This window comes from Frankia sp. CgKIO3 (assembly GCF_977946435.1).
Genome location: NZ_CDWTMO010000117.1, coordinates 1 through 13,857, shown reverse-complemented (window position 1 = coordinate 13,857; position 13,857 = coordinate 1). Strand labels below are relative to the sequence as shown.

Annotated in this window: 15 protein-coding genes; 10 read left to right on the top strand and 5 right to left on the bottom strand. The window is 67.2% G+C overall.

All coding sequences use genetic code 11. The features are described 5' to 3' along the window. Window positions 1-61: 61 nt before the first annotated feature. Entirely contained in the window at window positions 62-220 is a 159-nt protein-coding gene (locus AC08OJ_RS13805) for an SDR family NAD(P)-dependent oxidoreductase (RefSeq protein ID WP_476593293.1), read from the bottom strand. 74 nt (window positions 221-294) lie between these two features. Between AC08OJ_RS13805 and AC08OJ_RS13800 the strand changes: the two genes are divergently transcribed. The 10 genes from AC08OJ_RS13800 (at window position 295) to AC08OJ_RS13755 (ending at window position 9,584) form a co-directional block, all read left to right on the top strand. After that, complete coding sequence (locus AC08OJ_RS13800; RefSeq protein WP_476593292.1) at window positions 295-456, top strand: hypothetical protein; 162 nt, start codon at window positions 295-297, stop codon at window positions 454-456. 816 nt (window positions 457-1,272) lie between these two features. After that, window positions 1,273-3,300 carry a thiol-activated cytolysin family protein gene (locus AC08OJ_RS13795; RefSeq protein ID WP_476595924.1) on the top strand — a complete coding sequence of 676 codons (2,028 nt, stop codon included), beginning with the start codon at window positions 1,273-1,275 and terminating at the stop codon, window positions 3,298-3,300. 244 nt (window positions 3,301-3,544) lie between these two features. Further along, window positions 3,545-4,120, top strand: a complete 576-nt coding sequence (locus tag AC08OJ_RS13790; protein WP_476593290.1) for an HhH-GPD-type base excision DNA repair protein — start codon at window positions 3,545-3,547, stop codon at window positions 4,118-4,120. 7 nt (window positions 4,121-4,127) lie between these two features. Beyond that, complete coding sequence (gene purN / locus AC08OJ_RS13785) at window positions 4,128-4,745, top strand: phosphoribosylglycinamide formyltransferase (protein ID WP_476593289.1); 618 nt, start codon at window positions 4,128-4,130, stop codon at window positions 4,743-4,745. A gap of 166 nt (window positions 4,746-4,911) precedes the next feature. After that, window positions 4,912-5,220, top strand: coding sequence for a hypothetical protein (locus AC08OJ_RS13780; RefSeq protein WP_476595923.1), 309 nt, complete (start codon window positions 4,912-4,914; stop codon window positions 5,218-5,220). Continuing rightward, window positions 5,213-5,506 carry a ribbon-helix-helix protein, CopG family gene (locus AC08OJ_RS13775; RefSeq protein ID WP_476593287.1) on the top strand — a complete coding sequence of 98 codons (294 nt, stop codon included), beginning with the start codon at window positions 5,213-5,215 and terminating at the stop codon, window positions 5,504-5,506. Before AC08OJ_RS13780 ends, AC08OJ_RS13775 begins: the two co-directional genes overlap by 8 nt. Before the next feature lie 155 nt (window positions 5,507-5,661). Beyond that, window positions 5,662-6,102: an HhH-GPD-type base excision DNA repair protein gene (locus AC08OJ_RS13770; RefSeq protein WP_476593286.1), complete on the top strand. Its 441-nt coding sequence runs from the start codon at window positions 5,662-5,664 to the stop codon at window positions 6,100-6,102. Next, window positions 6,068-6,592, top strand: coding sequence for a PadR family transcriptional regulator (locus AC08OJ_RS13765; protein ID WP_476593285.1), 525 nt, complete (start codon window positions 6,068-6,070; stop codon window positions 6,590-6,592). Before AC08OJ_RS13770 ends, AC08OJ_RS13765 begins: the two co-directional genes overlap by 35 nt. Continuing rightward, the gene (locus AC08OJ_RS13760) at window positions 6,589-7,305 is read left to right on the top strand and encodes an ABC transporter ATP-binding protein (RefSeq protein WP_476595922.1); all 717 of its coding nucleotides are present in this window, start codon (window positions 6,589-6,591) and stop codon (window positions 7,303-7,305) included. The genes AC08OJ_RS13765 and AC08OJ_RS13760 overlap by 4 nt, the downstream gene beginning before the upstream one ends. After that, window positions 7,302-9,584 (top strand): FtsX-like permease family protein, encoded by a 2,283-nt coding sequence (locus tag AC08OJ_RS13755; RefSeq protein ID WP_476595921.1) that lies wholly within the window; start codon window positions 7,302-7,304, stop codon window positions 9,582-9,584. Before AC08OJ_RS13760 ends, AC08OJ_RS13755 begins: the two co-directional genes overlap by 4 nt. Here AC08OJ_RS13755 and AC08OJ_RS13750 read toward each other — a convergent pair. The 4 genes from AC08OJ_RS13750 to AC08OJ_RS13735 form a co-directional block, all read right to left on the bottom strand. Then, window positions 9,578-10,444 (bottom strand): ABC transporter ATP-binding protein, encoded by an 867-nt coding sequence (locus tag AC08OJ_RS13750; protein WP_476593282.1) that lies wholly within the window; start codon window positions 10,442-10,444, stop codon window positions 9,578-9,580. The genes AC08OJ_RS13755 and AC08OJ_RS13750 overlap by 7 nt on opposite strands. After that, on the bottom strand, window positions 10,417-11,259 hold the full coding sequence (locus AC08OJ_RS13745; protein WP_476593281.1) for an ABC transporter permease: 843 nt from the start codon (window positions 11,257-11,259) through the stop codon (window positions 10,417-10,419). Before AC08OJ_RS13745 ends, AC08OJ_RS13750 begins: the two co-directional genes overlap by 28 nt. Window positions 11,260-11,301: 42 nt before the next feature. Continuing rightward, entirely contained in the window at window positions 11,302-12,342 is a 1,041-nt protein-coding gene (locus AC08OJ_RS13740) for an ABC transporter substrate-binding protein (RefSeq protein ID WP_476593280.1), read from the bottom strand. Between the two features lie 206 nt (window positions 12,343-12,548). Next, a complete protein-coding gene (locus AC08OJ_RS13735) occupies window positions 12,549-13,475 on the bottom strand; it encodes a TauD/TfdA dioxygenase family protein (protein ID WP_476595920.1) in 927 nt (308 codons plus the stop codon). Window positions 13,476-13,857: the final 382 nt, after the last annotated feature.

The following is a 13,857-nucleotide window of genomic DNA, read 5'->3' as shown; positions in this document are numbered from 1 at the left end:
TGCGGAAAACAAGCCTGGTTGGTGCGCGCGTCGGGTCGAACAGGCCGGTGCGGATCGACGATCAGCACGTTGACACCGAACGGGCGGACCTCGTCGGCCAGACCCTCCGACCAGCCCTCAGGGCGAACTTCGTCGCGCTGTACGCCGAGAACCCTGCGAACGACATCTGGCCGCCCATATTGCTCAGCTGGACGATCGCGCCGCGGCGCTGCTGGCGCATCTGCGGCAACACCGCCTGGGTGAGCGCCACCACGGCGGCCAGGCTGCCGCCAGGCGCTCGGCTACGGTTGTGCCGTGGGACTGCACCTGAGCCAGATCGACGAGGCCGACGAACTGCTGACCAAGGACCCGTTGGCGCTCCTCATCGCCATGGTTCTCGACCAGCGGGTGTCGGAAGGATGGCGTAGAAGGGGGCGAGGTCGGCCTGGCCGCAGATCGTCACGGTTGGGCTCGTAGCCTGAGTTGGACGGCCCACTCCCTGCGTGTGGTCCGGTCCGGCCCCTCGTGTGGCTGCGGTGCCACGCGGAACGCGCAGCCACACCACATTGCACTTCACCTGCCGCGGGACCGGGTACCGAGACCGGCCGCTGGACAGCTACCTGCCGCTCGCCTCCCTCACGAAGCGGACCGTCGGCACCATGAGGTGCGCGGCTACGGTTTGCGTCCGCCCGCGACTCGGGAGTCGCCGCAGCACGGCGCCCCGAGAAAGCCGCCGCCCCGCCCCAACGCCCTGATCCAACCGGGCGTCGCAGCCGTGGTTGCCAGCCGGCGGCTGATCGAGGATGCTACGGCCGGCGTCCTCGCCGTCCGCTTCTACCAGGAGCACTCGGCCGATGCCGTGCCCCGCAGAGGCGATCATCTGGACGCAGCGGCGGCTACGTACCCGCCGCGTCAACTCCCGCCAGCTTCGTTCCGAATCTTGTCGTGGCTTTCAGACCGAACTTACGACCGTCGATCAAGGATTCGGGGGTCTGACCAGCGAGAACGGCTCACGGGGTCAATTTTGTGTCCACTAACGACCTGCTACTCTCTGTTGGGTTCAGCCAGTTCGTGGTCACGCCCCGTCGAACTAGAGGGTTTGTAGACACGAACGTTCTGGTCATTCCCACGAAACCGCAGGTCACCGCCCTGGTCTCGACCAACATCACGTAAGTTCGGTTTAGATCCGCCCTAGCCGATCATCGTCTTGCAGTGCAGTCACCCTACGGGTAACGTCATCGCTGTCGCCACCATGCTCGGAGGGTGGCGATGCGTCTCCGGTGTGGAGAGTATGTGTTGCGCAAGCGGGGGGTTGTTTCTGCCATGACCGATCGGTTACCTTCTGGCGCACAGCTCAGTCGCGATGACAAGCTCACGTCCGTCAACGGCTTGTTCGAGCTCCTCATGCAGTCCGACGGTAATCTTGTTCTGTACCAACGGACGACACCAGTGGCACCTCTCGGGGTAGCCAACGCTTACTGGTCCGCCGACACCTGGATGCTCCCGGAGGAGCAGCGGCCCACCCGGGCTGTCATGCAGACCGACGGAAATTTCGTGCTGTACGACAAGGATGGCCTCCCTCGCTGGGGATCTGGAACGTGGGGGCCGGCTTTCATCAATCCCTTCCTTGTTCTTGAGAACGATGGAAATCTCGTCATCCGCCACAAAAGTAACCGGCCTATTTGGGCGACAGGGATCCCTGGAATTCGTAATGAAGTAATTAATGCAAGCCAATATGCGTCTTCGCGGGTCACGGGCTCGCGAGGACCCCGAAGTGAACAAGTTATTTCATTCCGAATCCCTGGTGGCGCGGGAAGCATCCCCGCGGCGGGCTACATCGACGCCGGTCCCAGCCTGTCAACCTCTCTGGAGCAGCTCGGCCGACTGCCACCAGTAGTCACCGGATCCAGCGATCTGGCCCCACCCCAGACCTCGACCGTTGACGCGGGCGGGATCGCCTACATCGTCACCGAACAGCGCCGGAGGCTGGTCAACGAAATAGTTGAGCAGGCGTTTCTCCAGGACATCGCAGCAATGGGAGTCTGGCCGGGCCAGATTATTCAAGGAAAGGTGCTCCTGTCCGGTGATGTCGCGCCTGTCGGCCCGCTCCCGCGTTCCCCGGGCACAGTCAGCGTCGTTACCGACCTCATCTCAAACAGCGTCGGCGCGGGCCAGAGCCAGGCTATACAGAGTCCATCGTCAGCGAGCATGGACGCGGCGCGCCGCTCGATTATTCAGCAGGTCAGTCCGACGGACTCCCCGGGCATCCTCAAGATTGGTGTGGACAAGGCATCGACGCTGCGGGAGGTCGGCGCCAAGCTCGGACTCACCGTCAAAGGGTCCAACTTCGGCGTCGATGCGAACGCGTCCCTCACTCAGAGCTACAAGCAGAGCGTCGCCGTCGCGGTCATCCGGCAGATCTTCTACTCGGTGACCTTCACGCCCGGCGGTCCGGGTGCCGAAGGATTCTGGGACGGCGTCGATTTCGATGACGTCGTGCCGTTCGTCGGCGCGGGTAATCCTCCCCTTTATATCGACAGCGTGCAGTACGGCCGCCTCATCTGCCTGACGGCACAGGGGTCCTTCTCCAGTTCGGAGCTCACGGCCGCCCTCAAAGCGAATGTTCAGGGAGCCACTTCCGTGACCGGTAGTGTTGACATCCGCATGAAGGAGGTCCTGGAGAGTTCGCAGGTCAAGGCGTACACAATCGGAGTTCCTGGTGGGCGCAACTTTCAGACCCTCGCCGATCCCATCGCGGAGCTTGAGCAAGTGTACAAGAGCGGCCTAATGTTCAATACCCAGAACCTCGGCGCTCCGGTTTCGTTCACGGCTCGCCACGTCGCGGACGGGACGGTGGCGCGGGTCGCCCTTTCCGCCGAATACGTCCAGGCCCTGTCTGCGCAGGGAGCCGACGTGATCGGTGCGAAGTTCTTCCCCTACGATGGGCCGGGTGGGGGATTGGTGGACACCGGTATCAATGTCAACCCCGGAGACACGGTCACGGTCAGCACCGGAGGCGAGATCTGGTCCGGCGTCTTTCTGGCCGGACTGCACGGCCCGCAGGGCTGGCCAGGGCATAAAGCGGACAAGGCGGCGCCCAAACCCGACGGGACTGCCTACGCTCTGGTGATCTCATTTGGTGGTGCCGCTGGGAACTGGATCGAGGCAGGGGGCTTCTGGGAAGGATCGCCGTCGAAGCCCGGCCGCCTGCTACTCAACATCAACAACAACAACCCATTTAACGGGAATGACTGGCGCAAGTTCGAAAGCACCGTCGAAGTGCGGCGGGGAGACGCCGCATCCGCCGGAGTCTTCATCTGATTCTCATCGCTTCGATCTGCGGCACACGTTCGGCGGGTGCCGGCCGGAGCGGTGTCAGCGACCTCGATGCGGCGGTTCGAGCTTAGGAGCCCGCGCGCGGACGGTGGTTTGCCCTGGGCTCGCGTACGTGACGTGATCTTCGCGTAGTCGTCATCCTGCGGGCAGCCGCCTTCGATGCATCGCGGTACGGCTATCTGGCGGGCGGCGTGACGATCCTTGTCGCACAGTCGGCTACCGTGACGACGTGGGACTACGCCTGAGCCAGATCGACGCGGCTGACGAGCTGCTGACCAGCGACCCGCTTGCCCTCCTTATTGGCATGGTGCTGGACCAGCAGATCCCGCTTGAGCGGGCGTTTGCCGCGCCGTACGAGCTCGCGCAGCGGCTGGGTCGGCCGCTCGACGTGACCGAGTTGGCCGAGTTCGAGCCGGACGAGTTGGGGGCGGTGTTCTCCCGGCAGCCGGCGCTGCATCGGTTTCCCGGGTCGATGGCCAAGCGGGTGCAGGCCCTGTGCCGGCTGATCCTGGACTCCTACGACGGGGATGCGGCGGCCATCTGGACCAGTGCGGTCGACGGCCGCGAGCTGCTCAAGCGGGTCGCTGCGTTGCCCGGCTTCGGCCAGCAGAAGGCGAAGATCTTCGTGGCGCTGCTCGGTAAGCAGCTCGGTGTGACCCCGCCGGGCTGGAAGGAGGCCTGTGCGCCCTTTGGCGAGGACGGCAGCTACCGCTCGATCGCGGACGTCACCAGCCCCGAGTCGAGGATCAAGGTCCGGGACTTCAAGAAGGCGATGAAGGCCGCTGCGAAACCATCGGCGAACTGATCCTGCGGTGAATTGGGTGCTGCGCGTGGCTGATTTTGGCGTGGCGGTGTTCGCCTCGCACACCGGAACGAATCTGCATGCACTACACCAGGCATCCCTCGGGTTGGACGCGGCGTTCCATCTGGCTCTGGTCCTGAGTAACAATAAGGATTCCGGCGCTCTCTCGTATGCCCGAGCCCACGGCATACCCGCAGTGCACATGTCCGGAGTGACGCATCCCGATCCGGCCCGGCTCGACGTGGCCATATGCGCTCTACTGCGCGAGCACCAGATCAACTTGGTCGTCACCGCGGGCTATCTGAAGAAGATCGGCCCTCGTACACTGGAGTCGTACGCTGGTCGAATTATCAACACACATCCGTCGCTACTTCCCCGGCACGGCGGAAAGGGCATGTACGGCAGGGCTGTTCATGAATCCGTACTGGCTTCCGGCGACCGTGTCACAGGCCCTTCGGTCCACATCGTCACCGCGGAGTATGACGAAGGTCGTGTTATCGCCAGGCATGAAATCCCCGTCCTGCCAGGCGATACCATTGAGAGCCTTTCTGAACGAGTCCTCAAGGCTGAGCACCTTCTACTGCCCATGGTGGTGCAGAATCTTGCTCTCCGGGCAGTCGGTCGATAGCTGCGGATGGAGCAAGGCGAGCATCGTTCATCCCTATCGCGGCTGGCAAGGTCAAACCGAATCCCCAGGGCGACCGATGTACCCGTCGGCTCAGGCAGTTGCCGGGCCGGTGATCATCTGGGTGTCGCCCGGCGCGTAGGTAAGTAGCTGTGTGACACTGTAAGTTGTGGTGGACGGCCTGTGGTGGGACCGGGACGACGCGGAGTACATCCGGCACCGTTCCGATCGCTACCTTGGCGCGACGGACATCGAGCCCGAGTGGACCTTGGAGGCGGCCAGGGACCCGAGACGGATCCTTCGCGACCCCGACCCGAAGAGCAGGATAGGCGCGGCTCGCCTGATCGGTTACTCGCGTAACGCCGGGTTCGTGCTGACTGTGATCATCGATCCGACTGATCAAGCCGGGATCACCGCCTGGAAGACCCGGGGGAGCGACTTTCGCGATTACCTGGAGGGAGTAGGCGACAATGACTGATCCGTCCAGACGTGCCCGGCGGGAGGCGATCCGAGCCGAGTACGCGGCTGAGGAGGCCGAAGCCGCCGAGGCGGAGGCGGTGGAGTCCGAGCAGGCCGTCGTCTCGGTACGGGTGCCCACATCGTTGGCGGACGCTCTCAAGGCTCGCGCGGCCGCCGAGCACATTCCAACCTCGGCCCTGGTCCGGCGCATCCTCACGCGGGCGATGGAGAGTCCTGAGACGTCCGTGGTGACCGTGGACCAAGTCGAAGAGATCGTGCGCAGGGTCCTTCGCGAGTCTGCTTGATCACCTTATCCATCACTCCATCTTTCCGGGACTGGCTGGGACCAGCAGATCCCGTTGGAGCGGGCGTTCGTGGCGCCATATGAGCTGACGCTGCGACTCGGCCGGCCGCTGGACGCGGAGGAGCTGGCGAACTACGACGCGGATGCGTTGGGGCGGTGTTCTCGCGGCAGCCGGCGCTGCACCGGTTTCCGGGGTCGATGGCCAAGCGAGTGCAGGCGCTGTGCCGGCTGATCGTCGACGAGTACGACGGGGATGCCGCGCGGCTGTGGACCACTGCCACCGATGGCAAGGTGCTGCTCAAGCGGGTCGCGGCGCTTCCGGGCTTCGGCCAACAGAAGGCGAAGATCTTCGTAGCGCTGCTGGGCAAGCAGCTCGGCGTCACGCCGCCCGGCTGGCGCGAGGCGTCGGAGCCCTTCGGGGAAGAGGACAGCTTCCGCTCAGTCGCGGACATCACCGGCCCGGCAACGCGGGACAAGGCGCGTGACTACGAGCAGATGAAGGTCGCCGCGAAGACCGGAGCCGCCTACCGTCGAGTCTACACTCGATGTAGACTCTGGCGGTATGAGCGTTCCACTGGCCCTTCTGGGGCTACTTGAGCGAGAGCCGAGCCACGGGTACGACCTGAAGCGCGACTATGACACCTTCTTCGGCCGGGGTAAGCCGCTACCGTTCGGCCAGGTCTACGCGACGCTTGCGCGGCTGGCTCGGGACGGGAAGGCGATCGCGGCCGAGGCTGAGCCGGGCGCCGGGCCTGACCGCAAGCGCTACGTCATCACCGAACAGGGCGTCAGCGATGTCGAGACGTGGCTCGCGACGCCGGTGGCGGCCGAGCCGCACCTGCAGACGGTGCTGTTCGTCAAGGTGGTGCTGGCCCTGATGTCGGGACGCTCGGCCGAGCGGTACCTCGACGTCCAGCGGGCCGCGCACATGCGGCGGATGCGGGAACTGACCGAGCTCAAGCGCACCGGGAGCCTGGTCGACGCGCTGCTCGCCGATCATGGCCTGTTCCACCTGGAGGCCGATCTTCGTTGGATCGAGCTGACCTCGGCCCGGCTGGACGCGCTGGCACGGGTGGTCAGGCCGTGAGCGCGCCCCCGGCCTCCGCCGCGGCGGGCCGATCCGGGCGCCTGCTGGCGGCGCGTGAGATCCGGCTGGCGTTCGGTCAGACGCCCGCGTTGCGCGCGGCGAGCATGTCGGTCGCCACCGGGGAGATCCTGGCTGTGATGGGGCCGAGTGGCTCCGGTAAGTCGACCTTGCTGCACTGCCTGGCCGGAATCCTCACCCCGGACGCCGGGGAGATCCACTTCGCCGGCCGGCGGATCGACACCCTGCGCGAGAACGAGCGCGCCGCGCTGCGGCGCGACCGGTTCGGTTTTGTCTTCCAGTTCGGGCAGCTCGTCCCGGAACTCACCGCCGAGGAGAACGTCGCGCTGCCGCTGCTGCTGGCCGGCGCGCGCCGCGCCGACGCCATGGGCCAGGCCCGCGGCTGGCTGGAGCGACTTGACCTGGACGGGCTCGGGCGCCGTCGCTCCGGGGAATTGTCCGGCGGGCAGGCCCAGCGCGTCGCGTTGGCCCGCGGCCTAGTCGCCGACCCGGAGGTGCTGTTCGCGGACGAGCCGACCGGGTCGCTGGACTCGTTCACCGGCGAGCGGGTGATGGAACTACTGGTGGCCGCGGCCCGCGATCAGGGCACGACCGTCGTCCTGGTCACCCACGATCCCCGGGTGGCCGCCTATGCCGACCGCGAGATCATCGTCCGCGACGGCAGGGTGACCTCCGGCGAGCTGGTCGTCTCGTGATCCGACTCGGCCTTCGGCTCACCCTGGCCGGCGGACGGGATGCCGTCGCCCGGCTGGCCCTCATCGCGATCGCGGTGGCGATCGGCGTGGGCCTGCTGCTGACCACGCTGGCCGGCCTCAACGCCGTCAGCACCCAGAACTCCCGTTACGCCTGGCTCGAGACCGCCTACCCCGGATCGGCCGCACCGGCCGCAAACGGCGCGGTCGGGGCCGACCCGCTGTGGTGGCGGTTGCGCGCCGACTACTACCGGGGTCGACAGATCGGGTGGGTCGACGTCGCCGCCACCGGCCCTCACTCCCCGGTCCCGCCCGGCATCGGGGAGCTCCCCGGCCCGGGGGAGTTCTACGCCTCACCCGCTCTTGCGAAACTGCTGCGCGACACCCCCGCGGCACAGCTCGGCGACCGCTACCCCGGCACCCTCGTCGGCACGATCGGCTCGGCGGCCCTGCCGGCGCCGAACTCGCTGATCATCGTCATCGGCCACCGCGTCGAGGACCTCTCCCACCAGGACGGCGTCGACCTGGTCAACCGGATCAGCACGACGACGCCCAGCGATTGCGTCGGCGCCTGCGCGCTCGGTGGCGGCATCAACTCCAACGGCATCACGCTGATCCTGGCGGTCGTGATCGCCGCGTTGCTGTTTCCGGTGCTGATCTTCATTGGCGCCGCGACCCGGCTGTCCGCCGCGCGCCGGGAGCAGCGCTTCGCCGCGATGCGCCTGATCGGCGCGACGCCCCGCCAGATTTCGGTGATCTCCGGCGTCGAGTCGAGTGTCGCCGCCGCCGCGGGAGTGGCCGCCGGCTTCGGCCTGTTCTACGCACTGCGCCCGGCGCTGGCGCGGATTCCGTTCACCGGCGAGGCGTTCTTCACCGCCGACCTGTCACTGCGCCTGCCCGACGTGCTTCTCGTCGCGCTCGGCATCCCGATCGCGGCCGCTGTCGCGGCCCGTGTCGCGTTGCGTCGGGTGAACATCTCTCCGCTGAGAGTGACCCGACGCGCGACCCCCCGCCCGCCCCGCGCGTGGCGCGTGATCCCGCTACTGGCCGGGTTCGCCGAACTCGGCTACTTTGCCTACGTCAACGACATCGGCGCGGACACCAAGACCAGCACCTACACCCAGGCCGTCGTCTTCCTGGCCGGGATCCTGGTGACCATGGCCGGGCTGATCATCGCCGGACCCTGGTTGACGATGGCCAGCGCCCGGCTGATGGCCCGACGCGCCAGGCGGGCGGCCACCCTCATCGCCGCGCGTCGTCTGGCCGACAACCCTCAGGCGGGCTTTCGCGCGATCGGCGGGCTGGTGCTCGCCCTGTTCGTCAGCACGTGCGCGACCGGGATCACCACCATCGTCGCGTACAACGGCGGCACTACCGGTGGGCAGGCCGCGGGCGACGCGACCGTTGTCGCCACGCTGAGGGACGGCCCGGCCGCGATGAACACGACCAGCTCGATCCCCTCCGCCACGACTCGAGCGCTGGCCTCGGCCTCAGGCGTCATGGGGATCGCGCTGATCCACGCCGCTCCCGGTTCCGATCCGCGTGAATATCTGCCGCCCAAACTAGTCTCCTGTGCCCAGCTTGCCCGCGTCCCGACGCTCGGTCGCTGCCCGGCCGGCGCCGAGGCCGTGACCATCCGGCTCCGCGTGGGCGGCTCGGTGGTCGACGTGGCTTCGCCAATGGCCGACACCACGTGGCCGGCGGCCGGGACGTCCGTCACCGAGTTGGAGCGGCTTCCCCTCGAGGAGATCGTCGTCGTCACGGACGGGTCGACGGCCGCGGTCGAACGGGTCCGTACCATCCTCGGAATCGCCTACCCGAGAACGTTTCCGCCCGTGACCTTCGCGGAGGCCGACGCCCAGAGCTCGTGGCATCTTGACAGTTACCGGCGGCTGGCGGACGTCGTGATTCTCACCAGCCTGCCCATCGCCGGTTGTGGCTTGGCGGTCAGCGTCGCCAGCGGCCTGGCCGACCGCAAACGCCCGTTCAGCCTCCTGCGCCTTGCCGGCGCGCCACTCGCGGTGCTGAGGCATGTTGTCATCCTGGAAACGGTCGCCCCGCTCATGCTCACGGCCGCCGTCTCCGCCGGATCCGGGTTGCTCGCGGCCCAGCTCTTCCTGCGCGCGCAGCTCGACGAGGCCCTCCATCCACCCGGAGCTGGGTACTACCTGCTCGTCATCACCGGACTCGTCGCCTCCCTCGCCGTCATCGCGTCGACCATGCCGTTGCTGGCGCAGACCACCGGACCCGAGATCGCCCGCTCGACGGCGGCGGGTCAGTGATCGCCTTCGGCGAGTTCGTCGACACCGAACTCGGCCAGCAGCGTGGAACGCAGCCGGTCGAAGGCGGGGTCGGCCCGTCGCCGAGGGGGCGCCACATCGACCGGAACGTCGAGGGAGAGCCGTCCCTCGGTGAGGACGAGCACCCGGTCCGCGAGCAGGATCGCCTCGTCGACGTCGTGCGTGACGAACAGCACCGCCGGCCGGTGACGACGGCACAGCTGCTGGAGCAGGGCGTGCATCCTGATCCGGGTCAGGGCGTCGAGGGCCCCGAACGGTTCGTCGAGCATGACGAGGTCCGGCTCCCGGACCAGCGCCCGGGCGAGCGCGACCCGCTGTGCCTCACCGCCGGACAGGGTCACCGGCCAGGACCGTTCCCGCCCGGCCAGCCCGACCTCCGCGAGCGCCGCCCGTCCGCGTTCGGCGACGTCACGGCCGGACAGACCGATCGTCACGTTGGCCAGGGTCCGCGTCCAGGGAAGCAGCCGGGCCTCCTGGAAGACGACCGAACGCTGCCGGGTGGCCAGAACCTCGTCGGAGATGTCGCCGTCGAAGCCGCCGAGGATGCGGATCAGCGTGCTCTTCCCTGACCCGTTGCGGCCCAGCAGGGCGACGAACTCCCCGGAGGCGACCGTGAGATCGAGGCCGTCGAGGACCGTGTGATCCCCGAAGGTGCGACGCAGGCCGCGGATCCGGATGGCGGCGCCGTCGGCACCGCGGGTTTCGCCGGTTTCGGCGGTGCGCTGAGCGCTGGTGGTGTACTGAGCGTCGTCGGTGGCCGGGCGCTCCAGGGTGGCGACGGCCGTGGCCGCCGCCGTGGTGTCGGTGTCGGTGCTCAGGTTCCGTCGAAGCCGCGGCGCCATGACAGCAGCGTCCTTTCCAGGATACGGACCATTCCGTCGCTGACGAGTCCCAGGATTCCGTAGATGACCAGGCAGAGGACCATGATGTCGGTCCGGTTCCAGGACTGCGCGCTGTTGAGCAGGTAGCCGATGCCCTTGTCGGTGTTGACCTGCTCGGCGAAGACCAGCAGCAGCCAGGCGACTCCCAGGGCCCAGCGCAGACCGACGAGGAAGCCCGGGAGCGCGCCGGGAACGATGACCCGCCGGATGAGCCCGAACCGGCCGAGGCCGAAGGTCTGGCCGGCCTCCACCAGTTTGATGTCGACCCCGCGGATGGCGGAGTAGGTGTTCATGTAGATGGGGAAGGAGACCCCCACGGTGATCAGGAAGATTTTTGCTTCCTCGCCGATGCCGATCCACACGATGATGAGCGGCAGCAACGCGATGACGGGGATCGTCCGTAGGAAGTTCATCGCGGAGTCGACGACGTCCTGGCCGGCGCGGAAGAAACCGGCGATCACCGCGAGAGTCAGCCCGATGGTGACTCCGAGGATCAGGCCGACCCCGCCCCGGTAGAGCGAGATGCCGAGGCTGTCCAGCAGCTCGCCGCTGTTCCAAAGCTCCCGTCCCGCGCCGAACACCGCGGCCGGGGAGGCCAACGACCGGTCGCTGACGAGGCCGAGTCCCGTGACCGTCCACCAGGCGGCGAACAACAGCGCGGGACCGGTGAACCGGCGGACCTCCGGCGGAATCCACCGGCGCCCGCCGGTGCCGCGCGGCCCGGCCTCGGTCCGGCCGCCGGCGATGACGCTGCCGGGTGAGATGAGTTCGGTCACGTTGATCCTCCCCTCGGATGGAATGTCCTGGTGTTCTGAGGTTCAGGTGGCCAGCGAGGCCTTGGTGAACGCGGCGGTCAGTTCGGCATTGAAACCCTTGTCGATCTCGTCGTCGACGTTCAGGGTCTTCGGCTGCTGGTCGACGTCGATCAGCAGCCGGGCCTGCACGCGCTGGCTCTCGATGAAGCTTGCGGAGACCGGCTTGTAGAGTGCCTGCGGTAGCGAGTCGAAGTACTTCCTCGCCGCCTGCGGGTTCTGCTTGAGCTGGCCCACGTAGTACTTCTGGATCCACTCGTCCTCATGGGCCTTCGGCCAGGCGGACGCCCGGGACAGGCGGATCAGGAAGTCCTGCACCGCCGTGCGCTTCGCCGGATCCTTGAGGGCGTTCTTCGACGCCAGCACGACCGAGAAGACCGGGAGCGGCCTGGTCTCGATCTCGTAGGAACCGGGGGCCTGCTGGCCGACCGCGGCGACGTACTGCTTGGCGTACACGATGGCGTCGACCTGACCGGAGGCGAGGGTCGCTCCGAGGCTCGTGATGGGCACGTTCACCGGGGTGATGTCGCTCTGCTTCAGACCGGCGGACGAGAGCTGGTTGAGCAGGTAACCGTGCAGAGAGGTACCGAGGGTGAGGGCGATGCGCCTGCCCTTGAGGTCGGCTGGCTTGTGGATCCCGGAGCCGGCCTTGACGATGATCGTCTGGGTGTTCACCGGGTTCTCCGCGACGGCGACCGCCGTCACGCCGGCGTGCGCCCCGTTCGCGAACAGCACCGGTGTGTCGCCCATGAAGCCCACGTCGAGCTTGCCCGCGCTGAACGCGGCGTTCATGTGCGGACCGTCGGCGAAGGTGTTCCAGCTCAACCCGTAGGAAGTGCCCCGCGCCTCGCCGGAGAGCGTGAGCGGCAGTTCCAGATACTTGCCCTGGTCGCCGATCCGCAGCGTCACCTGGCCACCCGTGGCGGCCGAACCCGCGCTGCCGCTGCCGTCCTCGCTCCCGCAGGCGGCCAGGGTCACCGTGACGGCCGCGGCGAGTCCGGCGGACAGGAGGGAAAGACGCCGCCTGCGCGGTCGTCGATGCTGCATCGGAAATCTCCCTATCGGGTCGTTCGGTCGTGATCCGGCGGACAAACGGTGGCCGTTCGGGGTGGATCGTTGGTCGGGGCGGCTTGTCGTTCGAGGTGGATTGTCTGGCGGTGTGCTGACAGCCGCGCGGGACTTGGCCCTCGCGGCTGTCAGCGGATCGCCGGCTCCGGTGCCCGCGGTGCCCGCGGAGACCGGCGGACAGCGGATCAGGAGCCGAGGAACGGTTCCCCGGCGACCAGTTCGGATTCCTTGCCGTCGACGCCGACCGGAACATCGCCCTCGATGGTCACCCGGTACAGCACCCGGTCGAAGTCGAGGTGACCCAGGTCCGACGGGCCGAGGTGGGAGGTCGCGCGGTTGTCCCAGAAGGCGATGTCACCGGGGTTCCACTTGAACCGCACCGTGAACTCGGGCCGGGAGATCTGCTCGTAGAACAGGTCGAGGATCCGGTGTCTCTGCTTCGGCGAGAAACCAATGATCTCGCTGTCCTTGGAGGTGAAGCTCGGGCTGACGAACAGCGCCCGCTCGCCGGTCTCCGGGTGGACGCGCACCACCGGGTGGATCGCGACCAGCGGGTTTGCGGCGACCTTCCGCCCGTACTCGCTCTCGCTGGGGAAGTTTCCGAAGCTGTGCCGGGCGCGCAGGCCATCGGCCAGGTCCCGAAGCTGCTCGGGCAGCTCCTGGTAGGCGGCGACCAGGTTGGTCCACGCGGTGTCACCGCCGTATGGCGGGACGATGTCGGCCCGCAGGATCGACCCGGCGGGCGGGTTCACCAGCGCGGTGACGTCGGTGTGCCAGCCATTGTCGTAGGTGACCTTCTTCTTCGTTCCGAAGAACCTGGCGTACCGTCGGCTGTCGATCGGCAGGATCTCCGGGAAGCCCGCCGGAGGCGCGTCCTCGTGCGGGTGGGCCGGGGTCAGCTTGCCGAAGCGCCGGCCGAAGGCGACCTGCTGGGCGTGGTCGATGTTCTGGCCGCGGAAGAAGACGACCTTCCACTGGTGCAGCGTGGAGCGGATTTCGGCGATGGTCGCGTCGTCCAGGTCCTCGCGCAGGTCCGCTCCGTGAATCTCGGCCCCGATGTAGCCGGAAAGCGGGCGGACGTCAAGTCCCAGAACAGGGGTCGTGGTTGTCATCCTGTTTTCCTCCATGGGTTAGGAAAAGATATGGAGACGGCGGGGATGGCGGCCGGAATTCCGGGTGACGGACCGGTGGGAGGCGTTCTCGGGGCGTGCCGGGAACGCCTGCGCTGTCGCGATCGGCGCTATCGCGATCGACTACGGATTCTGTCACGATGGACAGCGGCACGTGACGCAGGGCGTCAACATCGGCGACAACGCGCGCCGGCCGCGGGAAATCTTCCCGTACCGCCGTTCCCGGAGTCGCTCACCGGTCAATATTCGGTCTCGCCCTTCCGGGCCGTCAACGTTTTGGATTTGCATTGAAATAACTTGATTATTCTATGTCGGGTCTACGGGAAGTGAACATGTAGTTCCACTCGCCGTGGAAACTGTCGCG